This window comes from Helcobacillus sp. ACRRO, assembly GCF_022347125.1.
Classification (GTDB): domain Bacteria; phylum Actinomycetota; class Actinomycetes; order Actinomycetales; family Dermabacteraceae; genus Helcobacillus; species Helcobacillus massiliensis.
The window spans coordinates 36,235-58,774 of sequence record NZ_JAKRNG010000011.1; the positions used below are offsets into that span (position 1 = coordinate 36,235).

The window sequence follows — 22,540 nt, forward strand, 5'->3', positions numbered from 1 at the left end:
ACCGGGGTGGGTGTCGGTACGGCCGGGTGGTGGCCGACGGGCCGACGGAGTCAGCGTCTGCGTGCTGATTCGAAGAGGCAGAGAGCGGCCGCGGTGGCGAGGTTGAGCGATTCCGCGCGGCCGGAGAGGGGAATCGCGATCGAGAGGTCGGCGCGCTGCAGCAGGTCCTCGCCGAGGCCGCGCGCTTCGTTGCCCATCAGCCAGGCGATGCGGACGGGCAGGTCGGTGCTGAACAGGCTGGTGTGGGCGTAGCCGCTGGTGGCGGCGGTGGTGATGCGCCGACGGGTGCATTCGGTGAGCAGGTCCGCGAGGGGCACGCGGCGCGCGAACGGAACGTGGAAGAGGCTGCCGGCGGTGGAGCGGACGGTCTTCGGGGCGTACGGGTCCACGGATCCGTCACCGAAGAACACGGCGGCGGCTCCGGAGGCGTCGGCTGTGCGCAGCAGTGTACCGGCATTCCCGGGGTCCTGCAGACGGTCGGCGGCGACGATGGTCACCGGGGATCCGTCGGCCTCTCCCCCGCTGCCGGCGGCCCGCTCGAGCAGCTCCAGCCACGGGGTCTCGACGATGCGGGCGGTGGCGATGACGCCCTGGGGGCTGACCACGGACTGCTGGCCCTGGTCGCGGACCATCGCGGTGATCACTTCGGCGGTGACGGGGGTGATGGGCAGGCCGATCTCGGCGGCGAGGCGCACGAAGTCGGGGTGGTCGGTGCGGGCGGCCTCGGTGAGGAACAGGGCGGTTGCCCAGTCACCGCGCGCCTCGAGCAGGGAGCGGACGGCCTGGGGGCCCTCCACCCGGAACTGTCCGTGCTTGGAGCGTGCAGAACGCCCGGACAGTGAGGCGACCAGGCGGACTCGATCGGAGCGAGTCGACGTCACTGGTGCCCTGTCCGGGCGTTCTGGGGTGCTCATCGGCGGCAGCAATCAGGCTGCGGGTGCGTTGACGTCCTCGGGCAGGGCGTTCTTCGCGGATTCGACGATGGCGGCGAAGGCAGCGGGCTCGTTGACGGCGAGCTCGGCGAGCATGCGGCGGTCGACCTCGATGCCGGCCAGGTTCAGGCCCTGGATGAAGCGGTTGTAGGTCATGCCGTTGGCGCGGGCGCCGGCGTTGATGCGCTGGATCCAGAGGCGGCGGAAGTCGCCCTTGCGCTTGCGACGGTGCTGGAAGGAGTAGGTCTTCGAGTGAAGGACCTGCTCCTTGGCCTTGCGGTACAGGCGCGAGCGCTGACCGCGGTAGCCGGAGGCCTCTTCGAGGATCTCACGGCGCTTCTTCTTGGCGTTCACGGACCTTTTGACGCGTGCCACTTTGTTCTCCTTAGAAGTTCAGATTGAGAGCGATGCGCCGGATCAGCGGCCGAGCATGCGCTTGAGGGTCTTCACGTCGGCCTTGGCCACATCGGCCACGCCGGCGAGGCGGCGCTTGCGGGCCGAGCTCTTGTGCTCAGCCTTGTGGTAGGCGTTCGCGCGCTGGCGCTGCAGCTTGCCCTTGCCGGTGATGCGGATGCGCTTCTTGGCACCGGAATGAGTCTTGTTCTTCGGCATTGTGCCTTTTCTCCTTCAGTTGCTCGCCGAGGTCACTCGGCGTTCGACTTCGCAGCTGCCTTCTCCGCATCGCTCTTGCGCTTGCGGGCTTCGGCACGTGCCTGAGCCTTCTTCTTGTGAGGACCGATCACCATCACCATGGTGCGGCCGTCCTGGCGGGGGCGCGTCTCCACGAACCCGAGCTCAGAGACGTCCTCAGCCATCCGCTGCAGCAGCTTGAAGCCCATCTCCGGTCGGGACTGCTCACGGCCGCGGAAGCGGATCATGACCTTGACCTTGTCACCGGCGGACAGGAACTTCTCGACGTTGCGCTTCTTGGTCTCGTAGTCATGCGTATCGATCTTCAGACCCATCCGAATTTCCTTCAGCTGGGTGTTGACCTGGTTCCGCCGGGATTCCCGGGCCTTCAGATTCGCTTCGTACTTGAACTTGCCGTAGTCCATGAGGCGGGCGACCGGCGGGCGTGCGCCGGGTGCCACCTCGACCAGGTCGAGGTCTGCCTCGGCGGCGAGCCGCAGGGCGTCCTCAATGCGGACTTCACCGACCTGCTCGCCGTTCGGACCCACGAGAAGGACCTTGGGAACTCGGATCTGCCCGTTGATGCGCTGTTCGCTGATGACTGCTCCTCACAATCGATTCTGGTGTGAGCACACAGCAAAAGGCCCCTGCTCATGCAGAGGCCTCAGAATCGCACGGCACATCGACTCGCGATGCGCCGTGGGCGCTGACCCGACGATCTGTGCCGCCGAAACGGGTGACGATCGCCCAGGTGGGAGTAGGCCTCCACTTGGTGGGAACAGGTGTGCTCCGATGGACAACTCTACCAGCAACCGTCAGGAACTGAAGCACCCTGTGATGCACACCGCCGCGCGGCCGGCTCAGCGGGCGGGCCGACGGGTGCCGCCGACCTAGACTGGGGCGCATGAGCACCGACCACACCGGCGCAGGCAGCGCCCCTCAGCCCGGCGCCGACGGCGCATCCCACCGGCACGCCGATGACGCCTCCGGCTTCACCCGCGACATCGCCGACGTCTCCGCAGTCGAACTGATCACCACCACCGCCGTCCACCTGATGAGCGCCGCCGCGATCAAGGTGGGCCTGGCGGAGGATGAGGAGACCGGCCAGTACAAGGACCTCGACGAGGCCCGCAAGGTCATCAACGCCCTCGCCGCCCTCATCACCGCGAGCGCCCCGGACCTCGGCAACGAGCACGCCCGCTCTCTGCGGGACGGTCTGCGCTCCCTGCAGCTGGCGTTCCAGGAGGCGCTGCCGGTGCCCGACGAAATGGGCCAGGGGCCGGGCGAGAAGTTCACCGGCCCCGTCCGCTGACCTGCCCGTTCAGCTGAGCCCGGGCACGGTCGCGGCGAGCCGGCGCCGTACACGAACCCGTCGGATGCGCGTTGCGATCAGGCCCGCGCCCGCGATGCCGATCGCGACCAGGCCGGCCGCACCGAAGCCCCAGTTCGCGCCCCAGACATCGATCACACTGCCGAAGATCGGGCCGCCCATCGCGGCGCCGATCGTCAGCGATGAGCCGTGCCAGCCCATCGCCTCCGAACGCCCCTCCTCCGGCACCTTCTGCGCGATCGCCTCACCCGTGGCGGACAGCAGCGGCGCGATCGTGGTGCCCGCGAGGAACGCGAACACGATGAGCAGGATCAGGGTGTGCGTGAGCGCCAGCGGCAGGATCAGCAGGCCCATCAGCAGCAGGATCCACAGGGCGCCCACGTCGGTCCTCATCGCGCCGTAGACGATGCCGCCGATCGCGGAGCCGGCGCACATGATCGACACCATCGGGCCCACCATGCCCTCCTGCCCGATCTCCCGCAGCAGCGCCACGAACGCCACATCGGTCGCCACCAGCAGCATGGAGCCGACCGCGGTGGACACCAGGATCGAGATGCCGCCCCAGCTGAGCAGGGCGGTGCGGGCCGCGCTCTTCGCCTGCTCCTGCGCCGGGTCCCCCACCACGGGGATCGCGCCGGTCTGCGTGTCCTCGAAGACGCGGCGTTCGTTGTACTCGCCGGTGTGGGCGGCCGCGGCCGCCTCCGCGGTCTCCAGCGGCTCCGACAGGTGCGTGGGCAGCATGATCTGGTCGGTGCGCAGCGGCGGGTCCACCACCATCAGCCCGAGCCCGGCCGCCACGATCAGCACCCCCACGAGGATCATCGTGGGGCGCGACCCCGCGGAGTACACCAGGACGGTGGCGAGCGCCGGCCCCGTCATGAACACGAACTCGGTGAACACGGAGTCGAGGGCGAACGCGGTGCGCCGCATCCTCGCCGGCACGATCACGGCGAGGGAGGTGCGGACGATGGAGAACACGGGGATGGAGAACAGGCCGCCGAGGAACACCAGCGGCAGCACCCCGGCGTACGGCAGCCACGGCACGGTCATCCACACGATGCCGTTGACGATGATCGGCGGCACCAGAGTGCGGCGCAGGCCCTGCTTGTCGAGGAGGCGGCCGCGCCACGGCGCCGAGATCGCGGCACCGAGGGTGGCGGCGGTGACCAGCAGACCCGCCTGCGTGAACGACACGTGCAGGGTCAGCACACAGTGCAGGGTCAGCAGCAGGCCCGTGGTGGAGAACGGGAAGCGCGCCAGGAACCCCAGCAGGAAGATCGATGCTGCTTTCGGCTGGGCGAGGACCGCCTTGTATGCGCTGAGGTTCATACCCCTCAGCCTGTCACGGTCAGCTTCAGCGAGGTCACCCTTTCGGCGATCAGCTGCGAAGACGCCAGGATCTGCTGGATGCCGCCGAGGATCGCCTGCAGGTCCTCGCGGCGCAGCCCCGGCTCCAGCACCAGCACCACGTCCACTTCGCGCTCGGGATGCGGACGCAGGTGCACATCCCGCAGATGCGGGACCGTTCCCAGCAGTGCGCCGCGCATCTCGCTGATCACAGCGTCGTCGGCGTGCGGCGGGGTCCAGGGACGGTCCTGACCGAGCGCCCACAGTGCAGAGCGGGTCAGGACCACGGGGCGGGGCCGTCCCATGTCCACGATCAGCATGGTGCAGCCTTCGGCGACTGCGGCCTGCGCCGCCTGCTCGATCACCATCGGCACGGGCCGCGCCTCCGGGCGCCACGCGGTGAGCTGCTCGGTGCCGGTGAAGATCGGCAGGGCGATGTCAGTGCCGGCCTGGATCTTCACCACGGCCATGTCGGAGGCGTTGTCGGCGACGAGCCCGTCGGCCGTGACCTCGGTGTCGGTGGCGATCGCGGTGATCGGCACCATCACCCGCTGCCCGCGCAGCGCCGCCACGAGCGCCTCATGGTGGGGGTCCTCCCCCGCGTCGACGGCGGCGAGCGCAGCGGCGATGCGGGGATCCTGGCCGCCCGTGTCCGTGGGGAACGGGGAGACGGTGTAGTCGCGCCCCTTCCACGGCACGCCAGCGGTGTCGGTCAGATGCGACTTCTGGGTGAAGTGGGCGGGCAGCGTGCGGCGCACCTGGTCCGCCTGCTCCGGCAGCGCCGATGAGTCAGGCTGGTCGCGGCGGGGCTGCTCAGTGCTGATCGCCGGCCACCTCGATCGCCTGCTCCAGGGTGAAGTTCTGCGCGTACAGCGCCTTGCCGACGATCGCGCCCTCCACACCGATCTCCACGAGGTCGCGCAGCGCCTTCAGGTCGTCGAGACTGGAGACGCCGCCGGAGGCGATGACGGCGGCATCGGTCCGTTCGCACACCCGGCGCATGAGGTCGAGGTTCGGGCCGCTGAGCATGCCGTCGGTGGCGACATCGGTGACCACATAGCGCGCGCAGCCGGCTTCGTTGAGGCGCTCGATGGTCTCGAACAGCTCGCCGCCCTCGCGGGTCCAGCCGCGGGCGGCGAGGGTGGTGCCGCGCACATCGAGGCCCACGGCGACGCGGTCGCCGTACTCCTTGATGACCTCGGCCGTCCACTCGGGGTTCTCCAGGGCCGCGGTGCCGAGGTTGATGCGGCGGCAGCCGGTGGCGAGGGCGCGCTCAAGGGTGGCGTCGTCGCGGATGCCGCCGGACATCTCCACGTTCATGTCCACCTCGGAGACGACCTTCTCCAGCAGTTCTGCGTTGGAGCCGCGGCCGAATGCGGCGTCGAGGTCCACGAGGTGCAGCCAGGATGCGCCCTGGCGCTGGAAAGAGAGGGCGGCGTCGACGGGGGCGCCGTAGACCGTTTCGGTGCCGGCTTCACCGCGGACGAGGCGGACGGCCTGCCCTCCGGCGACGTCAACAGCGGGAAGGAGGATCAGGGAATCGGACACGAAGGTCTCCTTACGTGGGAGCCGCGGGGGCGGCTACTGGTAGATGCGGAAGAGTGAGACGCCGATGCACAGCAGACCGGCGAGGGCGAGCACGGCGACGGACCACCACGGGTGGCGCTGCTTGGCGAAGGACCAGGCGCCGCCGAGCAGGATCGCGCCGACGAACAGCATGATGAATGCGAGGATCATGCGGCACCGCCTCCTGCTTCAGCGGTACCGGGGCGGGCGCCTTCTCGCTGCGGCAGAGTGCTGAGCCAGTTGCGCAGCACCCGAATGCCGGCCTGCCCGGACTTCTCCGGGTGGAACTGGGTGGCGCAGAGTGCGCCGTTCTCCACGGCGGCGATGAACCGATCGCCCTCGTGCTCGGCCCACGTCACCTGCGGCGGGGTCATCGCGTCGCTGATCTGCTGGAACTCCCAGCGGCGCACACCGTAGGAGTGGACGAAGTAGAACCGTTCGTCCTCCACACCGGCGAACAGACGCGTTCCGGCGGGGGCGTCGATCGTGTTCCAGCCCATGTGGGGGACGGTCGCGGACTGCAGCCGTTCCACCCGCCCGGGCCATTCGCCGAGCCCGTCGGCCTCGATGCCGTGCTCGCTGCCGGCATCGAACATGACCTGCAGGCCCACGCAGATGCCGAGGACGGGGCGGCCACCGGCGAGGCGGCGCCCGATGATGCGGGGCGCACCCACGGCGCGCAGCTGCCGCATCGTGGCATCGAATGCGCCGACGCCGGGGACCACGAGCCCGTCGGCCTCGAGCGCGGCGACGGGGTCCGCAGTCAGCTCCACGGCGGCGCCGGCGTGTTCGAGGGCGCGCACAGCAGAGCGGACGTTGCCGGATCCGTGGTCGAGGACCACGACGCTGGGGGCGGGGCTCACCGCTTCCTCTTCCTGCCGGTCGCGATCCACTTCACGGCCTCGGTGCGGGACAGCTCCGCCGGGTCGTACACGTTCTCCGCTTCGGCGACGGACTCCGCTCCGAGCAGCAGGTCCTCCACGCGGGAATCGAGGGCGCCGAGCACGAACGCGGGAGGGACGTCGTCCATCCGCTCACCGGAGCGGTAGCGGGTGGCGGTCATGCGGTCGCCCTGCCGCCAGAACAGCACCACGCCCTGCCGCTGCAGGCCGATGGAGACGAGGCCGGCGAGGCGGTGCGCGTCGGCCTCGGTGAGGGGGCCGACGGCGAGGGCACCGGAGTCGGCATCGATGGTGGCGGACCCCGTCGGCAGCGCGCACGGGTCCTCCTTCGCGGCCATCGCGAGGCGGATCACCCCGGCGAGGGCCTTCGCGGTCGCGACCGGGGTGGCGACGATGGCGATGGGGGCGGGGGCCGACGGGTCCTGGGCCTGCGAGGAGTCCGCAGCGGGTCCGCCGGCGGCGGTGAGGGGGTCGTCGAGGGAGGACGTGTCGAAGTCCAGTCCCTCCATCATCGCGGCGAACTCCGCGTCCACACGGTCCTTGTCATCGGGTCCCTGCGGGGACTGCGTCATCAGAGTGCTCCCTTGGTGGATGGGATGACATCGGTCATCCTCGGATCGTACTCGGTGGCGCCGCGCAGCGCCCGCGCCAGCGCCTTGAACTGCGCTTCCACGATGTGGTGAGGGTCGCGGCCGGCGAGGAGGCGCATGTGCAGGCAGATGCCGGCGTGCAGGGCGAAGGATTCGAACACATGGCGGGTCATGGAGCCGGTGAAGTGGCCGCCGATCAGGTGGTACTCCTGGCCGGCGGGCTCCCCGGTGTGCACGCAGTAGGGGCGGCCCGAGAGGTCCACCACGGCGTGGGCGAGGGCCTCGTCGAGGGGGACGAAGGCGTCGGCGAAGCGGGTGACGCCCTTCTTGTCGCCGAGGGCTTCGCGGAACGCGTCCCCGAGCACGATGGCGGTGTCCTCCACGGTGTGGTGGACGTCGATGTGGGTGTCGCCGTGCGCCTTGACGGTGAGGTCGAAGGAGCTGTGGGTGCCGAGCGCGGTCAGCATGTGGTCGTAGAACGGCACGGAGGTGTCGATGGAGACCTGGCCGGTGCCGTCGAGGTTGAGCTCCACCTCAACGCTGGATTCGCGGGTGGTGCGCGTCAGGGACGCCGTGCGGGGCGCGCGCTGACTGGGGTTCTGCGCGGGGTCATCGGTGCTGGTCATGCGGGATCGATCTCCTCAAGTGCGGTGCGGAAGGCCTGGTTGTCCTCTGCGGAGCCGACGGAGACGCGCAGCCACCCGTCGGGCCCGACCTCGCGGATCAGGACGCCGCGCTGCAGCAGCGCCTCGAAGACGGCGCGCCGGTCCGCGAAGGTGCCGAAGAGGATGAAGTTGGAATCGGACTGGGCGACGTCATGGCCGCGGCCGGTGAGGAATGCGGCGAGCTCATCGCGCTGCTGCCGGAGGAACGCGACGGAGCCGAGGAGCTCATCGGTGAAGTCGAGGGCGGCGTGCGCCACCGCCTGCGCAATGGCGGACAGGTGGTACGGGAGGCGGACCACGCGGACCGCGTCGACGAGGGGCCGCGGCGCCGCCATGTAGCCGACTCGTGCTCCCGCGAGCGCGAACGCCTTCGCCATTGTGCGCGACACGATCAGGTTCGGGTGCTCGTCCAGGACGCTGAGGGCGGAGGGGACGCCGGCGTGGCGGAACTCCGCGTACGCTTCGTCGACCACGAGGATCGCTCCGCGCTCCTCCAGGGTGCGGGCGGCCGTGCGCACGAGGTCGAGGCTGAGCGCGGTGCCGGTGGGGTTGTTGGGGCTGGTCAGCAGCACGATCGTGGGGTCGTGCCGCTCGATGCCGGCCAGCACCATCTGGTCGGTGAGCTCGAAGCCGGGGGCGCTCCCGCGCTCCTCGGTGACGAACTCGGTGAGTGTGTTGCGGGCGTACTCGGGGTACATCGAATAGTGCGGCGCGAACGCGAGGGCGCGGCGGCCCGGGCCGCCGAACGCGGTGAAGACCTGCTGCATGATCTCGTTGGAGCCGTTTGCGACCCACATCTGCTCCGCGGGGATCGGGGCGGGCAGATCGGCGTCCGCGGCGAGGTAGGCGCCGAGGCGGGCGCGCAGGTCGAGGAACTCGCGGTCCGGGTAGCGGTTGAGGCCGGTGGCGGCGCGGCCGACGGCCTCCTGCAGATGCGCGATGAACTCCGGGGACGGCGGGAACGGGTTCTCGTTCACGTTCATCAGGTGAGGGACATCGATCTGGGGCGCGCCGTAGGGGGCGTCGCCGCGCAGATCGTCGCGCAGAGGGGGGTGGAAGGCCATGGGCCAAGTCTATGGGTGTGAGCTGAAGCGCGAGGGCGGCGTCCACCGGGCGTGCGCGCTCCCTCCCGGGGAGCCGCGGCGCTACCGTGGGGGCATGAAGAAGACCTTCGCCACCGCTGTTGTGATCGACATCGTCTGCGTCATCGCGTTCACCATCGCCGGGATCCTCTCCCACGGTGAGGCGCTCAGCGCCGGCACCCTGTTCCGGGTGGGGGCACCGTTCCTGGTGGGCCTGCTGCTGGGCCACGCTGTGACGCAGAGCTGGCGCACGGTCGCGGCCCGTCCCGCCGCGGCCGAGGCGAGCGCTGTGCAGGCCGCGGCGTTCCGCCTGTGGCCGCACGGTGTGCTGATCCTGGCGGTGGAGATCGCGACCGCAATGGTGATCCGCTCCCTCATCGGCGACGGCACCGCGACGAGCTTCGTGATCGTGTCGGTCCTGGTGAATGCGGCGCTGCTGCTGGGCTGGCGCGCCATCGCCCGCGCGGTCCGCACCCGCTGAGTCCCGGCGGCCGCTGCTGATGCTGCTGCGCACCGTCCGACTGATCGACCCCGTCGGCCCCTCCCCCGCCTACTCGCGCTCCGCCGCGCCGGTGGACGTCCGCATCGTCGACGGCCGGATCACCGAGATCGCTGAGCGGCTCAGCCGCACGAGCGGTGAACAGGTGGTGGATGCGGCGGGGGCGTTCGCGATCCCGGGCCTGTGGGATCAGCACGTGCATGTGGGGCAGACAGCGCAGGGCCGCTCCCGCCTCGACACCTCCGGCGCCACCAGCCTGGATGATCTGCTCGGCCTCGCCCGCCGGGCGCTCGCTGCCCGCCGCGCTCAGCTCGCCGGCAGCGCGGTGCACAGCGGCGATGCGCTTGTCGGCTTCGGCCACCGCCTCGTCGACTTCGACGACGACCCGCACGGCGATGCCTTCACCCGCCGCGTCCTCACCGAACTGGACGCCCTGGCCCCCGCTACCGCGATCGTCCTCATCGGGTCCGACGCCCACCACGCCCTCATGAACACCGCCGCCCTGACGGGCCTCGGCCTGCCCACCGAGGGCGGTGTGGTCGGCGAGGACGAATGGTTCACGGCGCTGGAGCACCTCGACGACCTGCCCGGCATCGCCGACCGGCTCGAAGGCGGCGTCGCGGATATGCAGACGGAGGCGCTGGAGCGCGGCATCGTCGGCCTCGTCGACATGGAGTGGGCGGCGAACTGGGAGCTGTGGGCGCGCCGCGCGCCGCGCCTGCGGGTCCGCACCGCCACCTACGCCTCCACCCTGGAATCCGTTCCCGGGCCGACGGGGACCCCCATCACCGCCGCCGACGCCCACAGCCCGCTGGTGACCATGGGTCCGCTGAAGGTGATCGTGGACGGCGCCCTCGGCTCCAAATCGGCCCTGTGCCGCCACGCCTACGGCGCCCCCGACGGGGACGGCCGCGGTGTCCTCGCGGTGCCGCTGCACGACCTGCACGACCTGCTGGGCCGTGCCCGCGGCCTCGGCCTGCACGCCGCCGTCCACGCCATCGGCGACGCCGCCGCCGACATCGCCCTCGACGCGATCCAGCAGGCGGGGATCCCCGCCCGCATCGAACACGCACAGATGCTGACCGACCAGGACGTTGCACGCATGGCCCGCCTCGGTGTGACCGCGTCCGTGCAGCCGGTGCATCTGCTGGATGACCGCGACGCCACCATGCAGACATGGGGCGACTGGGCGGACTGCGCCTACCGGCTGCGCGACCTGCTCGAGGCAGGGGTGCCGCTCGCGTTCGGCTCCGATGCTCCGGTGGCGCCGATCGCGCCGTGGATGGCGATGGCGGCCGCGGTGCACCGCTCCTCCGATGAGCGCCCCGGCTGGTTCCCCGCCCAGCAGCTGCAGCCCCTGGAGGCTCTCGCCGCATCCGTGGACGGTGTTCAGCGCCTCCAAGTGGGAGGTCTCGCGGACCTGGTGCTGCTGGAGGACGACCCGTTCGCGCCGGTGCCGACGGGTCCCGACGGCCTCATGGTCGAATCAGCGGCGCGGGAAGCGGCGGAGCGCCTGCTGGCGGTGCGGCCGCTGTCCACGTTCGTGGACGGCATCGAACGCTTCAGCCGCTGAACGGCTCTGAGCGCCGCTGCGAGGTGCTGCTCAGTCCTCGAAGCGGATCGCGATGGCGCGGCCGTGCGCCGGCAGATCCTCCGCCTGAGCGAGCGTCTCCGCGGCCTCGCGCGACGCGGCCAGCGCCTCCCGGGTGTAGGTGATCTCGTGGATGGCGCGCAGGAACGTGTGCACCCCCAGCCCGCTGGAGAAGCGGGAGGAGCCGCCCGTGGGCAGCACATGGTTCGAGCCCGCCGCGTAATCGCCGAGGGACACCGGTGAGTATTCGCCGACGAACACAGCGCCCGCGTTCGTGATGCGGGACGCCGCCTCCCGCGCCCGCTCCGTGTGGATCTCCAAGTGCTCCGCGCCGTAGGCGTTCGCCACTGCGACTGCAGCATCGATGTCATCGACGAGCACCGCGGCGGACTGCGGGCCGCGGAGCGCCTCGGTGATCCGCTCCGCGTGCCGCGCCTGCGGGACCTGGCGGTCCAGTTCGGCGCGGACGGAGTCGATCAGGTCAGGGCTGTCGGTGATGAGGACGCTCGCGGCCATCGGGTCGTGCTCCGCCTGCGAGATCAGATCCGCCGCCACGGAGCGGGCCTTCGCGGACGCATCAGCGACGATGCCGATCTCCGTGGGGCCGGCCTCGGCGTCGATGCCGACATAGCCGCGCACGGCGCGCTTCGCCGCCGCCACGAACACGTTGCCCGGACCGGTGACGAGGTCCACGGGTTCCAGGCCGACGCCGTCGCCGAACGCGAACATCGCGATCGCCTGAGCGCCGCCCGCGGCGTACACCTCGGTGATGCCGAGCAGTTCGCAGGCGGCGAGGATCGTGGGATGCGGGTACCCGTCGGCCTCCTTCTGCGGCGGAGAGGCGACCACCAGCTCGCTGACGCCGGCGACCTGCGCGGGCACGGCGTTCATCACCACGGAGCTGGGCAGGACGGCACGTCCGCCGGGGACGTACAGGCCGACGCGCTCCACCGGCACCCAGCGCTGCGCCACCCGCCCACCGGGGATGACCTCCACGAGGTCGGTGTCGCGCAGCTGCGCCTCATCGACGGCGCGGACCCGCTCGATCGCGACCTCGAGGGCGGCGCGGATCTGCGGGTCGAGGCCGTCCAGGGCGGCGCGGCGGACGGAATCGGGGACCCGCAGCTGGGGCGGGCGGACCCCGTCGAACTGTTCGCCGTACTCGAGGATCGCCTCGGCGCCGCGCTCCTGCACATCGTCAATGATGCTCTGCACCTTCTCGAGCGCGCGATGCACATCCACCTCGGGGCGTGGAAGGGTGCGCTGCAGCTGGGAGCGGGACAGATCGGTGCCCCGCAGATCGAGGGTGTGGAGAAGAGCCATGCGGACCATCGTAATCTCGCGCCCGCCCGCGCCGCTGAACCATCCGCAGTTCCCCGCCGCCCGCCGGTACCCTGTCCTCATGCAGGAACCCGCACGCTTCTGGGCCCGCGCCGCCGAGCGCGTGGACTCCCCCACCGGTCCCGTCCACCTCGCGCAGTGGGGCCACTCCCCCACCAGTGAGGACGCCGCCCGCGCCCACGCCCGCGAGCGCCTCGCGCGCCTCGCCGAGCGGGTGCGCATCCACGGCCTTCCGCGGCGCCAGGATGAGGGGCAGGGCGGTTCCCTGAGCGCCGGCGGCGCCGCGCTGCGCACCGACGAGGGCTCCTACTACGACGCACAGCCCGCCCGCGAAGAGGTCCTGCAGGAGCTGCGGGACAGCGCCGACGCGCTCCTCGCGGTCATCACCCGCAACCGGTACGGGTCCCTGATCCTCACCACCGACACGATCGCGTTCGTCGACATCGACCTGCCGCCCGCCCCGCCTGCGAAGCAGCCCCTGTTCGGTCGCGGCGCGTGGCGGCAGAAGCAGGAGGAGCACCGAGCGGAGAGGAAGCGGCGCGTCGACCTCATCGCCTCGTGGGCGCTGCGCCACCCGGTCTGCAGCGTCATCACCTATGAGACAGCGGCCGGGCTGCGCGTCGCGATCTCCGGTCTGGACGCCGCCGCCGACTCCGCCCAGATGCAGCAGGTGATGCAGGACCTGGAAGCGGACCCGCTGTACGCGCGCCTGTGCGCACGTCACGCAACTTACCGGGCGCGCCTCACCGCGAAGCCGTGGCGGTGCGGGGTCACCGCACTCAGCGACACCGCCGACTACCCCACCACCAGCGCGGCCGAGCAGTCCGCGCGGGAGGAGTGGATCAGCGGCTACGACGCCGCCCGCGCCGGCACCTGCGCCGTGCAGCGCCTCGACGCCTCGGGCCCGGCCGTCAGCGGCGCCGCGGCCGTGGTGCTGGATCTGCACGACCGCCTGTCAGGGGCGGCCGACGGGGCGAGCCGCCTGGCCTGAGCCGCGCCGGCACCCGTCGGGCTGCCGGCAGCCGCCGGTCCTCAGCCGAGGCAGGACGCGCCCAGCAGAGTCTTCAGCGACGCGTACAGCGCGGGTGACGCCTGCACGCTCAGCCGCCGATCCAGGCGCATGAGCGTGGAGCGGCCCGGCTCCATCAGCTTCAGCCGCACCTCGCTGGAGCCCGGATTGTCCTCCAGGATCTCCCGCAGCTGCTCCGCCGTCCGCTCGTTCATGCGGGCATCCGGGATCGAGATCACCAGCGGACCATCCGCCGAGGCCGACGACGTGTCCAGCAGCGTCATCTCCATGACGCGCATCTCCGCACTGCCCTTGGAGTTGTCCACGCGGCCCTTCATGGACACCACGATGTCCTCCGCGAGCTCCGTGGCGACCTGCTGGTACGTGTTCGGGAACAGCAGGCAGTCGATGGAGCCCTCCAGGTCCTCCATCGTGACGATCGCCCACGTGTCGCCCTTCTTCGTGGTCTTGCGCTGAATACCGGTGACCAGGCCCGACAGGTTCACGATCCCGAGCGCCTCGGTGTTCTCCACCTCCGCCAGCTGCGAGATCGTGTGCGAGGAGTTCTGCGCCAGCACGTGCTCCAGGCCGTGCAGCGGATGGTCCGACACGTACAGGCCCAGCATCACGCGCTCGAAGCCGAGCTTCTGCTTCCGGTCCCACTCCGGCAGGTCCGGCACCTGCATCGTGGCGGCGGAGCCGAACGCCTCCCCCTCACCGAACATGCCTTCGCCGAACAGGTCGTACTGTCCCTGCTGCTCCTTGCGCTTCACATCGACCACACCATCGACCGCGTCCTCGTGGATGAGGGCGAGGGAGCGGCGGTTATGGCCCATCGAATCGAACGCGCCGCCCTTGATGAGCGACTCGATGGTGCGCTTGTTGCACACCACCAGCGGCACCTTGTCGAGGAAGTCGCTGAAGGAGGTGAACGCGCCCTTCTCCTCCCTCGCCTGGATGATCGCCTCCACCACGTTCGCGCCCACATTGCGGACCGCGGACAGTCCGAAGCGGATGTCCTCCCCGACAGCGCGGAAGAACATACCGGACTCGTTCACATCCGGCGGCAGCACCGTGATGCCGCGGTGGCGGCAGTCGCCCAGGTAGAGGCCAAGGCGGTCGCGGTTCTCCTGCGTGGAGGTCAGCAGCGCCGCCATGTACTCCGTGGGGAAGTTCGCCTTCAGGTACGCCGTCCAGTACGACACCACACCATAGGCCGCGGAGTGCGACTTGTTGAACGCGTAGTCCGCGAACGGGAGCAGAACATCCCACAGCGCCTGGAACGCCTGCTCGGAATAGCCGTGGTCGAGCATGCCCTGGCGGAAGCCCACCATCTGCTTGTCCAGCTCTTCCTTCTTCTTCTTGCCCATCGCGCGGCGGAGGATGTCCGCCTGTCCCAGGGAGTAGCCCGCGACCTTCTGCGCGGTCTGCATCACCTGCTCCTGGTACACGATGACGCCGTAGGTCTCGCCGAGGATCTCCTGCAGCGGCTCCGCCAGCTCCGGGTGGATCGGGGTGATCTCCTGCATCCCGTTCTTGCGCAGGGCATAGTTCGTGTGGCTGTTCATGCCCATCGGGCCCGGGCGGTACAGCGCCGACACAGCCGAGATATCGCCGAACTTGTCCGGCTTCATCTGCCGCAGCAGGGACCGCATGCCCGCGCCATCCAGCTGGAACACGCCGAGGGTGTCACCGCGCTGCAGCAGCCGGTACGTCTCCGGGTCCTCGAACCCGAGGGTCTCGAAATCGGGGCCCTGCTTGCCGTTCGCTTCGATGTTCTCCAGCGCATCGGAGATCACCGTCAGGTTCCTCAGCCCCAGGAAGTCCATCTTCAGCAGGCCGAGGGTCTCGCACGTCGGGTAGTCGAACTGGGTGATGATCTGGCCGTCCGCGGGGCGCCGCATCATCGGGATGATGTCGGTGAGCGTGTGGCTGGACATGATGACCGCGCAGGCGTGCACGCCCCAGCCGCGGGTCAGGCCCTCCAGTCCGCCGGCGAGCTCCGTGACCCGCTTCGTGTCCGGGTCCTCCGCGTGCAGGCGGCGGTACTCCTCCGCCTCCCCGTAGCGCTTGTCGGACGGGTCGAAGATGCCCTTGATGGAGATGTCCTTGCCCATCACGGTGGGCGGCAGCGCCTTCGTGAGCCGGTCCCCCACCGCGTACGGCAGGCCGAGCACGCGGGCGCCGTCCTTCAGTGAGTTCTTCGTCTTCATCACGCCGTAGGTGATCACCTGCGCCACGCGGTCATCGCCGTACTTCTTCGTGACGTAGTCGAGCACTTCGCCGCGGCGGCGGTCATCGAAGTCCACGTCGAAGTCGGGCATGGAGACGCGCTCCGGGTTGAGGAACCGCTCGAACAGCAGGCCGTGCGGGATCGGGTCCAGGTCCGTGATGCGCATGGCGTAGGCGACCATCGAGCCGGCACCGGAGCCACGGCCGGGGCCCACGCGGATGCCCTGCTCCTTCGCCCATCTGATGAAGTCGGACACCACCAGGAAGTAGCCGGGAAATCCCATGTTGGTGATGACGGACGTTTCGTAGTCGGCGCGCTCCTGCACCTCGTCCGGGATGCCGGCCGGGTAGCGGTACTCCAGGCCGCGCTGCACTTCCTTGATGAACCAGGAGTGCTCGTCCTCGCCCTCCGGCACGGGGAAGCGCGGCATGAAGTTCGCGCCCTCATCGGTGGTGGTGAAGGAGACGTCGCACATCTCGGCGATGCGCATCGTGTTGTCGCACGCTTCGGGCAGGTCGCGGAAGATGTCGCGCATCTCGGCTGCGGACTTCAGGTAGTAGCCGGAGCCGTCGAACTTGAAGCGGCCGGGGGTGTCGAAGGTGGAGCCGGAGTTGATGCACAGCAGGGCGTCCTGGATCGCGGCGTCCTCCTTGTGGACGTAGTGGAGGTCGTTGGTGGCGACCAGCGGCGCCCCGATCTTCTTCGCGACGTCCAGCAGTTCGGTGCGCACACGGCGCTCGATGTCCAGGCCGTGGTCCATGAGCTCGACGAAGTAGAAGTCCTTGCCGAACATGTCCTGGAATTCGCCGGCGGCACGGACCGCCTCATCGAACTGGCCGAGCCGCAGGCGGGTCTGCACCTCACCGGAGGGGCAGCCGGAGGTGGCGATCAGACCGCTGGCGTACTTCGCGAGGATTTCGCGGTCCATGCGGGGCCACTTGCCCATCTGGCCGTCGAGGGAGGCGTAGGAGGCGAGGCGGAACAGGTTGTGCATGCCCTCGGTGGTGCGGGACAGCAGGGTCATGTGGGTGTAGGCGCCGCGGGCGGAGACGTCGTCGCCGGCGTCCTGCTGCGCCTTCGTGCCCCAGGTCTGGCGGGTGCGGTCATGCCGCGACGTACCGGGGGTGACGTACGCTTCCACGCCGACGATCGGCTTCACGCCCGCAGCGACGGCGGTGCGGTAGAACTCGTAGGCACCGAACACGTACCCGTGGTCGGTGATGGCGATGGCCTTCTGGCCCTGCTCGGCGGTGGCGGCGACCAGTTTGTCGATCTTCGCTGCACCGTCCAGGAGGGAGTAGTCGGTGTGACAGTGCAGGTGAACGAAATCCTCAGAAGCCATGCCTCGAGGATAGGTCACTCTCCGCGCAGACGCGCCAGCGCAGTCTCCAGATCGTCGGGGAACTCGGTGGTGAATGTGACGGGCTTGGCGGCCGTCGGATGGTCGAACGTGAGCCCCGACGCGTGCAGCCACTGCCGCACCAGTCCCAGCTCCTTCGCCATTGTCGGGTCCGCACCGTAGAGGGGGTCGCCGACGAGCGGGTGCCCGTACTCGGAGAAGTGCACGCGGATCTGGTGGGTGCGCCCGGTCTCCAGCTGGATCCGCATCAGGGCGGCGCCGGGGAACATCTCCTCGACGTCGTAGTGGGTGATCGACGGCTTCCCGCTGTCCATCACGGCGAACTTGTAGTCGTGGCGGGTCGAGCGCCCGATGGGGGCGTCGATCGTGCCGCGCATCGGGTCCGGGTGGCCCTGGCACACGGCGTGGTAGGTCTTGCCCACCTGGCGGTTGCGGAACGCGTTCTTCAGCACCGAGTAGGCGATCTCGCTCTTGGCGACCACCATCAAACCGGAGGTGCCGACGTCGAGCCGCGAGACGATGCCGCGCCGCTCCTGCGCGCCCGAGGTCGCGATCCGCACTCCCGCGCCGAGCAGGCCGCCCAGCACCGTGGGGCCGGACCAGCCGATCGACGGGTGAGCGGCGACGCCGACGGGCTTGTCCACCACCACGATGTCCGCGTCCTCGAACACGATGGTCATGCCGTGGACGTCCTCCGGCTCGACCTCGATCTCGGTGCGCTGGCCCGGGATCTCCACGTCGAGGCGGGCACCGGACAGGAGGCGTTCGGAGCGGACAGGCACCTGGCCGTCCACGAGGACCTTGCCGTCGGTGACGAGGGATGCGGCGCGGGTGCGGGACACCCCGAGCAGGCGGGAGAGGCCGACGTCCACCCGTTCGCCCTGCAGCCCGTCAGGGACGATGACCATGCGGTGCTCGCTCATCGCACCTCCTCACCGTCAGCGGTGCAGCCGGACGGGGCGCTGTCCTCACCGGTCGCTGCGCCGCTGCTGCCGTCAGCGTCCTTCTCCAGCACGCTGCCGTCGGAGGTGACGCCGAACAGGGTCAGCAGCACGATGAGGACCGCCGCGGTCACCACAGCGGTGTCCGCGATGTTGAAGATCGGCCAATGCGGCAGTTCGAGGAAGTCCACCACCTCGCCGTACAGCGGCTTCGGGGCCCGCAGCAGGCGGTCATGGATGTTGCCGAGCGCCCCACCGGCCAGCAGACCGAGCGCGATCGCCCAGCGCCAGTCGGCGAGCTTCACCAGCACCCAACCGAGGACCGCCACGCAGATCAGGATCTGCACGACCGTGATGATGGGGGTGACGGAGGAGCCGAGGGAGAACGCGGCGCCGCTGTTGTAGATCAGGCGCAGCTGCAGCAGGTCACCCACCAGCGGCCGGGTCTCCCCCAGCGCCAGGGTGCGCTCCGCCCACGCCTTCGAGGCGAGGTCCGCGATGAGCGCGGCTGCGCCGATGGTCAGGGCGAGCAGAACCGACGGCCAACGACGCGAAGCGCCGGGTGCCCGCTGGGGCTGCCCGGCGCTTCCGCGCTGCTCAGAGGGGGAGGTCACAGGCCTCGGCTGGCCGACGACTCCTGGGTCTCGCTGGTGTCGAGATCCTGGAGCTGGTTCTCGAGGTAGCGGCGCAGGCGGCTGCGGTAGTCGCGCTCGAAGGTGCGCAGACCCTCGATCTCCTGCTCCAGCTCGGCCTTCTGGGTCTCGAGGCTCTCCAGCGTGGTGCGGGAGGTTTCGTTCGCCTCATCGATGATGCGCTTGTGCTCGGACTCGGCCTCGGAGATGAGGCGGTCGCGCTCGGACTCGCCGTTGGCGACGTGCTCGTCGTGCAGGCGCTGCGCGAGGGCGATGAGACCGGCGGCGTCGGAAGTGCCGGAGGCGGCCGGGCCGGCCATCGCGGCGGCGGTGTCCTCGGTGGGCTCCTCAGCCACGGGAGCGGCGACGGTGTCCTGCTCCTCCTCGACGACGGTTTCGGAGGCGGTGTCCACGGCCGGCGCGGCGGAGGCGCGGGACTCGAGCTCGGAGACGCGGTTGTGCGCCTCATCCAGCTGGGACTTCAGGCGCTCGTTCTCCTCGATGAGCTCCTTCAGACGCGGAATGACGTCATGGTCGAGGTAGTTGTCCACCTCGTCCATGTCGTAGCCCTCGGTGAAGCGAACCGGGGTGAAGCGCTTCTCCTCAAGATCCTCTGGCATCAGAGCCATGGGGTCACCTTCTCATTCGACTAGTAGATCGGTTTGGGAACAGAGTATCTGGTCAATCCTGAATCCGTCGGCCCATGAATCAGGCGGCGGAGGTGATCAGGCCGGTCAGCGCGCCTTCGGCGAGCATGCACGCGATGAACAGCACCAGCACGCTCAGGTCCAGCGACACCTGCCCCAGCCGCAGCGGTGGAATCACCTTGCGCAGCGCCTTCACCGGCGGGTCGGTCACCGTGTACACCACTTCGAACAGGATCAGGACGATGCCGTGCGGCCGGAATCCGCGGGAATACGACTGAATGATCTCCAGCACGATGCGGACGATCAGCAGCGTGCGGAAGACGAAGACCGCCAGGAACAGCAGCCCGAGGAGTGTGGTCACGTCCCTCAGCTCTGGTTGTAGAACGTGTTCTCTTCGCCCTTGGCGTCACCATCGACCTGGATGAACTCGGGCGAGAGCAGGAACACCTTGTTGGTGACGCGCTCGATGGAGCCGCGCAGACCGAACACGAGACCGGCGGAGAAGTCGACCATGCGCTTGGCATCGGCCTCGTCCATGTCGGACAGGTTCAGGATCACCGGGACGCCGTCGCGGAAGGACTCGCCGATGCTCTTGGCGTCGTTGTACGAGCGCGGGTGGATCGTGGTGATGCGCTGCATGGCGTCCGGCGCGGCGGAGGGCGCCACGGAGACGATGTTCTGCTGGCGCTGACGGATCGGGGTCACGTGAGCCTCCCGCTCGAGGGGTTCCTTGTCGTTCTCAACCGCGCGGGCCGCCACCGGTGCCGGTCGCTGCTGGTCCGCGGAGTCCAGGTCATCGTAGTAGTACTGGTCGTCGTCGGTCTGGTCGGCCAACCCCAGGTACACCATGGCCTTGCGCATTGCGCTCATTCTTTACTCTCCCTCATCGCGAAGTGACGACCCGTGGGGAAGCACGGGAGTGCAGTGGGTCCACCATGAAAATTACATGAGTGACATGAGCGCCGCCTCATCGCTGTGCGGCGTGTCGCGCAGAATCGGGATTCTCCGCTGAACCGTCCCGCCACACCGCGGTCGCGAACCGTCCCGACGCACTCGAACGGCGGTGCGAGAAGAAGTCCTCGTCCTCCAGGGTGCACACCGTCGGCAGCTCCATGTGCTCGTCCCTGATCCCCGCCTGCTCCAGCGCCCAGCGCGCCCCGGACTGCAGATCCACAGCGGGCGTCCCCCACCGCGTCTCGCCGCTCGCAGCGGGGTTCGAGCGCACCGCCTCCTCGAGCATGTCCGCGGGCACTTCGTAGCAGCGGCCGCAGATCGATGGGCCAACGGATGCGCGGATCCGCTCGGGCCGGGCTCCCAGGTCGGTCATGGCGGCCACCGTGTTCTGGATGACCCCGTCGAGCAGGCCCCGGCGGCCCGCATGCGCTGCGCCGACGACACCGGCATCGGGGTCGGCGAACGCGATCGGCATGCAGTCCGCGACCATCATCGCCAGCGCGACGTCATCGCGGGCGGTGACCAGGGCGTCGCACTCGGGCGGGTCCGCGGCGAAGGCGTCGAGGTCGGTGGTGCGGTCGATGCGGACCACGCGCGGAGAATGGATCTGGCTGACGAACAGCACCCGTCGGCCGATCCTCTCCTCCAGGCGGGCACGGGCGGCGCGGGCGCCCCCCGGGTCTGCCCCGGCGTGGAGCGCGAGGTTGCCGGCGTGCACGGTCGTGACGAGGGCGCGGAGTCCGGGAATGGCCGGTCTCCGCGCCCACGGCTGATCAGGTGTCGTCACTGGTGGACGATCCTCACTTCAGGAAGTCGGGGATGTCCAGGTCGTCGTCGCTGCGGCGCGGCTGCTCGTCGATGGTGGGGACGGACGGCTGGCGCTTCTGCTGCTCCTGCGCACGCGAGGGGCCCGACGAGTAGGGGCTGCTGTGCTGCTGGTCCTGGTCGGTCTCATCGTCGCGGTCCACGGAGTCCGACTCCATGCGGTTCTGCGGGGACGCGGAGGGTACGTACGCCGCGGGAGCCGACGGAGCCGACTGAGCGAACTGGTTCTGCTGACCCTGCTGCTCGTACTGCGACGCACTGCTCTGCTGGTCCTGCTGACGGTCCTGTGCGTAGTCGCCCTGCGCGGACGGCTGGCTGAACTGCTCGGAGGAGCCGTACTGGGTGGAGGGCTGGGTGTAGCCCCCGGACTGCTGGGCGTAGCGCGAGGGCTGCGCCGGCTGAGCGGCGGGGCGGGACTGGCCGTAGCCGCCCGCGGCCGAGGATCCGTAGCCGCCGGAGGACGGCACACGGCCCGCCTGCTGCTGGGCGCGGGCCTCGTCGGCCTGCTTCTTCGCACCCTTCGGTTCGAAGCCTGCGGCGATGACGGTCACACGGACCTCGTCGCCGAGGGCGTCGTCGATCACGGAGCCGAAGATGATGTTCGCATCCGGGTGCGCGGCCTCCTGGATGAGGCGCGCGGCCTCGGACACCTCGACGAGGCCGAGGTCGGTCCCGCCCTGGATGGAGAGCAGCACGCCGTAGGCGCCGTCGATCGAGGCCTCCAGCAGGGGGCTGGAGACGGCGAGCTCAGCGGCCTGCAGAGCACGGTCGTCGCCCCGGGCGGAGCCGATGCCCATGAGGGCGGTGCCGGCGTCCTGCATGACGGACTTGACGTCCGCGAAGTCGAGGTTGATCAGGCCCGGGGTGGTGATCAGGTCGGTGATGCCGGAGACGCCCTGCAGCAGCACCTGGTCGGCGTGCTTGAACGCGTCCAGCATGGAGATCTTGGCATCCGCGATCTGCAGCAGCTTGTCGTTCGGGATGGTGATGAGGGTGTCGACCTCAGCCTGCAGCGTCTCGATGCCGGACTCGGCCTGGGTAGAGCGGCGGCGGCCCTCAAAGGTGAACGGACGGGTGACCACACCGATGGTCAGCGCGCCGATCTCGCGGGCGATGGATGCCACGACCGGGGCGCCGCCGGTGCCGGTGCCGCCGCCCTCGCCGGCGGTCACGAAGACCATGTCCGCGCCCTTGAGCGCTTCCTGGATCTCCTCCTTGTGGTCCTCCGCAGCGCGGCGACCCACTTCGGGGTCGGCGCCGGCGCCGAGGCCGCGGGTGAGCTCCTTGCCGACGTCGAGCTTGACGTCGGCGTCCGACATCAGCAGGGCCTGGGCGTCGGTGTTGATCGCAATGAACTCCACGCCCTTCAGGCCGGATTCGATCATGCGGTTCACGGCGTTGACACCGCCGCCGCCGATGCCGACGACTTTGATGACTGCGAGGTAGTTCTGGGATCCGTCCACG

At 69.8% G+C, this 22,540-nt stretch carries 25 protein-coding genes; 4 read left to right on the forward strand and 21 right to left on the reverse strand.

Translation table 11 applies throughout. From position 1 onward, the window contains the following. Window positions 1–50: 50 nt before the first annotated feature. From MHY20_RS05650 to infC, 4 genes are read right to left on the reverse strand one after another with little or no spacing between them, the layout of a single operon-like run. Window positions 51–881 (reverse strand): RNA methyltransferase, encoded by an 831-nt coding sequence (locus MHY20_RS05650; protein ID WP_239375541.1) that lies wholly within the window; start codon window positions 879–881, stop codon window positions 51–53. A 45-nt stretch (window positions 882–926) separates the two neighbouring features. Then, window positions 927–1,307: a 50S ribosomal protein L20 gene (gene rplT, locus MHY20_RS05655; RefSeq protein WP_183373539.1), complete on the reverse strand. Its 381-nt coding sequence runs from the start codon at window positions 1,305–1,307 to the stop codon at window positions 927–929. Between the two features lie 42 nt (window positions 1,308–1,349). Continuing rightward, a complete protein-coding gene (gene rpmI, locus MHY20_RS05660; RefSeq protein ID WP_183373538.1) occupies window positions 1,350–1,544 on the reverse strand; it encodes a 50S ribosomal protein L35 in 195 nt (64 codons plus the stop codon). Between the two features lie 32 nt (window positions 1,545–1,576). Continuing rightward, a complete protein-coding gene (infC, locus tag MHY20_RS05665) occupies window positions 1,577–2,161 on the reverse strand; it encodes a translation initiation factor IF-3 (RefSeq protein ID WP_183375214.1) in 585 nt (194 codons plus the stop codon). A 305-nt stretch (window positions 2,162–2,466) separates the two neighbouring features. Between infC and MHY20_RS05670 the strand changes: the two genes are divergently transcribed. Next, window positions 2,467–2,874, forward strand: a complete 408-nt coding sequence (locus tag MHY20_RS05670) for a DUF1844 domain-containing protein (protein ID WP_183373537.1) — start codon at window positions 2,467–2,469, stop codon at window positions 2,872–2,874. Between the two features lie 9 nt (window positions 2,875–2,883). Here the strand turns inward: MHY20_RS05670 and MHY20_RS05675 are convergent, their stop codons facing one another. From MHY20_RS05675 to MHY20_RS05710, 8 genes are read right to left on the reverse strand one after another with little or no spacing between them, the layout of a single operon-like run. Next, the gene (locus tag MHY20_RS05675; RefSeq protein ID WP_239375545.1) at window positions 2,884–4,221 is read right to left on the reverse strand and encodes an MFS transporter; all 1,338 of its coding nucleotides are present in this window, start codon (window positions 4,219–4,221) and stop codon (window positions 2,884–2,886) included. 5 nt (window positions 4,222–4,226) lie between these two features. Then, window positions 4,227–4,997: an SseB family protein gene (locus MHY20_RS05680; RefSeq protein WP_239375547.1), complete on the reverse strand. Its 771-nt coding sequence runs from the start codon at window positions 4,995–4,997 to the stop codon at window positions 4,227–4,229. A gap of 55 nt (window positions 4,998–5,052) precedes the next feature. Further along, the gene (priA, locus tag MHY20_RS05685) at window positions 5,053–5,787 is read right to left on the reverse strand and encodes a bifunctional 1-(5-phosphoribosyl)-5-((5-phosphoribosylamino)methylideneamino)imidazole-4-carboxamide isomerase/phosphoribosylanthranilate isomerase PriA (protein WP_239375549.1); all 735 of its coding nucleotides are present in this window, start codon (window positions 5,785–5,787) and stop codon (window positions 5,053–5,055) included. A gap of 33 nt (window positions 5,788–5,820) precedes the next feature. Further along, entirely contained in the window at window positions 5,821–5,976 is a 156-nt protein-coding gene (locus tag MHY20_RS05690) for a hypothetical protein (RefSeq protein ID WP_183373534.1), read from the reverse strand. Beyond that, window positions 5,973–6,668, reverse strand: a complete 696-nt coding sequence (hisH, locus tag MHY20_RS05695) for an imidazole glycerol phosphate synthase subunit HisH (protein ID WP_239375551.1) — start codon at window positions 6,666–6,668, stop codon at window positions 5,973–5,975. Before hisH ends, MHY20_RS05690 begins: the two co-directional genes overlap by 4 nt. Continuing rightward, window positions 6,665–7,279 carry a hypothetical protein gene (locus MHY20_RS05700; RefSeq protein WP_239375553.1) on the reverse strand — a complete coding sequence of 205 codons (615 nt, stop codon included), beginning with the start codon at window positions 7,277–7,279 and terminating at the stop codon, window positions 6,665–6,667. Before MHY20_RS05700 ends, hisH begins: the two co-directional genes overlap by 4 nt. Beyond that, on the reverse strand, window positions 7,279–7,923 hold the full coding sequence (hisB, locus tag MHY20_RS05705; RefSeq protein WP_239375554.1) for an imidazoleglycerol-phosphate dehydratase HisB: 645 nt from the start codon (window positions 7,921–7,923) through the stop codon (window positions 7,279–7,281). The genes MHY20_RS05700 and hisB overlap by 1 nt, the downstream gene beginning before the upstream one ends. Beyond that, a complete protein-coding gene (locus tag MHY20_RS05710; RefSeq protein WP_183373530.1) occupies window positions 7,920–9,026 on the reverse strand; it encodes a histidinol-phosphate transaminase in 1,107 nt (368 codons plus the stop codon). The genes hisB and MHY20_RS05710 overlap by 4 nt, the downstream gene beginning before the upstream one ends. 94 nt (window positions 9,027–9,120) lie before the next feature. On the opposite strand from MHY20_RS05710, the gene MHY20_RS05715 reads away from it, so the two are divergent. Beyond that, window positions 9,121–9,525 carry a DUF3054 domain-containing protein gene (locus MHY20_RS05715; RefSeq protein ID WP_183373529.1) on the forward strand — a complete coding sequence of 135 codons (405 nt, stop codon included), beginning with the start codon at window positions 9,121–9,123 and terminating at the stop codon, window positions 9,523–9,525. A gap of 19 nt (window positions 9,526–9,544) precedes the next feature. Further along, window positions 9,545–11,116 carry an amidohydrolase family protein gene (locus MHY20_RS05720; protein ID WP_239375555.1) on the forward strand — a complete coding sequence of 524 codons (1,572 nt, stop codon included), beginning with the start codon at window positions 9,545–9,547 and terminating at the stop codon, window positions 11,114–11,116. A gap of 30 nt (window positions 11,117–11,146) precedes the next feature. On the opposite strand, the gene hisD is transcribed toward MHY20_RS05720, so the two are convergent. Next, a complete protein-coding gene (hisD, locus tag MHY20_RS05725) occupies window positions 11,147–12,457 on the reverse strand; it encodes a histidinol dehydrogenase (protein ID WP_239375556.1) in 1,311 nt (436 codons plus the stop codon). 79 nt (window positions 12,458–12,536) lie between these two features. Between hisD and MHY20_RS05730 the strand changes: the two genes are divergently transcribed. Further along, window positions 12,537–13,466, forward strand: a complete 930-nt coding sequence (locus tag MHY20_RS05730; RefSeq protein ID WP_239375557.1) for a hypothetical protein — start codon at window positions 12,537–12,539, stop codon at window positions 13,464–13,466. A gap of 41 nt (window positions 13,467–13,507) precedes the next feature. Here MHY20_RS05730 and dnaE read toward each other — a convergent pair whose 3' ends face one another. The 8 genes from dnaE to ftsZ all read right to left on the reverse strand — a co-directional run bounded on the left by dnaE (window position 13,508) and on the right by ftsZ (window position 22,539). Next, window positions 13,508–17,059 carry a DNA polymerase III subunit alpha gene (gene dnaE / locus MHY20_RS05735; protein WP_239375558.1) on the reverse strand — a complete coding sequence of 1,184 codons (3,552 nt, stop codon included), beginning with the start codon at window positions 17,057–17,059 and terminating at the stop codon, window positions 13,508–13,510. Window positions 17,060–17,073: 14 nt separating this feature from the next. Further along, window positions 17,074–18,000, reverse strand: a complete 927-nt coding sequence (locus MHY20_RS05740; protein WP_239375559.1) for an RluA family pseudouridine synthase — start codon at window positions 17,998–18,000, stop codon at window positions 17,074–17,076. Next, window positions 17,997–18,632 carry a signal peptidase II gene (gene lspA / locus MHY20_RS05745; protein ID WP_239375560.1) on the reverse strand — a complete coding sequence of 212 codons (636 nt, stop codon included), beginning with the start codon at window positions 18,630–18,632 and terminating at the stop codon, window positions 17,997–17,999. Before lspA ends, MHY20_RS05740 begins: the two co-directional genes overlap by 4 nt. Continuing rightward, complete coding sequence (locus tag MHY20_RS05750) at window positions 18,629–19,279, reverse strand: DivIVA domain-containing protein (RefSeq protein ID WP_183373522.1); 651 nt, start codon at window positions 19,277–19,279, stop codon at window positions 18,629–18,631. The genes lspA and MHY20_RS05750 overlap by 4 nt, the downstream gene beginning before the upstream one ends. 79 nt (window positions 19,280–19,358) lie before the next feature. Next, window positions 19,359–19,658: a YggT family protein gene (locus MHY20_RS05755; protein ID WP_239375562.1), complete on the reverse strand. Its 300-nt coding sequence runs from the start codon at window positions 19,656–19,658 to the stop codon at window positions 19,359–19,361. Window positions 19,659–19,663: 5 nt separating this feature from the next. Beyond that, window positions 19,664–20,167, reverse strand: a complete 504-nt coding sequence (locus tag MHY20_RS05760) for a cell division protein SepF (protein ID WP_183373520.1) — start codon at window positions 20,165–20,167, stop codon at window positions 19,664–19,666. A 97-nt stretch (window positions 20,168–20,264) separates the two neighbouring features. Beyond that, window positions 20,265–21,038, reverse strand: a complete 774-nt coding sequence (pgeF, locus tag MHY20_RS05765) for a peptidoglycan editing factor PgeF (protein WP_183373519.1) — start codon at window positions 21,036–21,038, stop codon at window positions 20,265–20,267. A 13-nt stretch (window positions 21,039–21,051) separates the two neighbouring features. Continuing rightward, on the reverse strand, window positions 21,052–22,539 hold the full coding sequence (gene ftsZ, locus MHY20_RS05770; protein ID WP_183373518.1) for a cell division protein FtsZ: 1,488 nt from the start codon (window positions 22,537–22,539) through the stop codon (window positions 21,052–21,054). Window position 22,540: the final 1 nt, after the last annotated feature.

What these genes read in the sequence shown, in the direction of transcription:
- MHY20_RS05670 (WP_183373537.1), top strand. Translation starts at nt 2,467, where the DNA reads ATGAGCACCGACCACACCGGCGCAGGCAGCGCCCCTCAGCCCGGCGCC.
- hisB (WP_239375554.1), bottom strand. Translation starts at nt 7,923, where the DNA reads ATGACCAGCACCGATGACCCCGCGCAGAACCCCAGTCAGCGCGCGCCC.
- MHY20_RS05710 (WP_183373530.1), bottom strand. Translation starts at nt 9,026, where the DNA reads ATGGCCTTCCACCCCCCTCTGCGCGACGATCTGCGCGGCGACGCCCCC.
- MHY20_RS05675 (WP_239375545.1), bottom strand. Translation starts at nt 4,221, where the DNA reads ATGAACCTCAGCGCATACAAGGCGGTCCTCGCCCAGCCGAAAGCAGCA.
- hisD (WP_239375556.1), bottom strand. Translation starts at nt 12,457, where the DNA reads ATGGCTCTTCTCCACACCCTCGATCTGCGGGGCACCGATCTGTCCCGC.
- MHY20_RS05730 (WP_239375557.1), top strand. Translation starts at nt 12,537, where the DNA reads ATGCAGGAACCCGCACGCTTCTGGGCCCGCGCCGCCGAGCGCGTGGAC.
- MHY20_RS05720 (WP_239375555.1), top strand. Translation starts at nt 9,545, where the DNA reads ATGCTGCTGCGCACCGTCCGACTGATCGACCCCGTCGGCCCCTCCCCC.
- dnaE (WP_239375558.1), bottom strand. Translation starts at nt 17,059, where the DNA reads ATGGCTTCTGAGGATTTCGTTCACCTGCACTGTCACACCGACTACTCC.
- MHY20_RS05715 (WP_183373529.1), top strand. Translation starts at nt 9,121, where the DNA reads ATGAAGAAGACCTTCGCCACCGCTGTTGTGATCGACATCGTCTGCGTC.
- MHY20_RS05700 (WP_239375553.1), bottom strand. Translation starts at nt 7,279, where the DNA reads ATGACGCAGTCCCCGCAGGGACCCGATGACAAGGACCGTGTGGACGCG.
- MHY20_RS05760 (WP_183373520.1), bottom strand. Translation starts at nt 20,167, where the DNA reads ATGAGCGCAATGCGCAAGGCCATGGTGTACCTGGGGTTGGCCGACCAG.
- MHY20_RS05690 (WP_183373534.1), bottom strand. Translation starts at nt 5,976, where the DNA reads ATGATCCTCGCATTCATCATGCTGTTCGTCGGCGCGATCCTGCTCGGC.
- MHY20_RS05740 (WP_239375559.1), bottom strand. Translation starts at nt 18,000, where the DNA reads ATGAGCGAGCACCGCATGGTCATCGTCCCTGACGGGCTGCAGGGCGAA.
- rpmI (WP_183373538.1), bottom strand. Translation starts at nt 1,544, where the DNA reads ATGCCGAAGAACAAGACTCATTCCGGTGCCAAGAAGCGCATCCGCATC.
- MHY20_RS05750 (WP_183373522.1), bottom strand. Translation starts at nt 19,279, where the DNA reads ATGGCTCTGATGCCAGAGGATCTTGAGGAGAAGCGCTTCACCCCGGTT.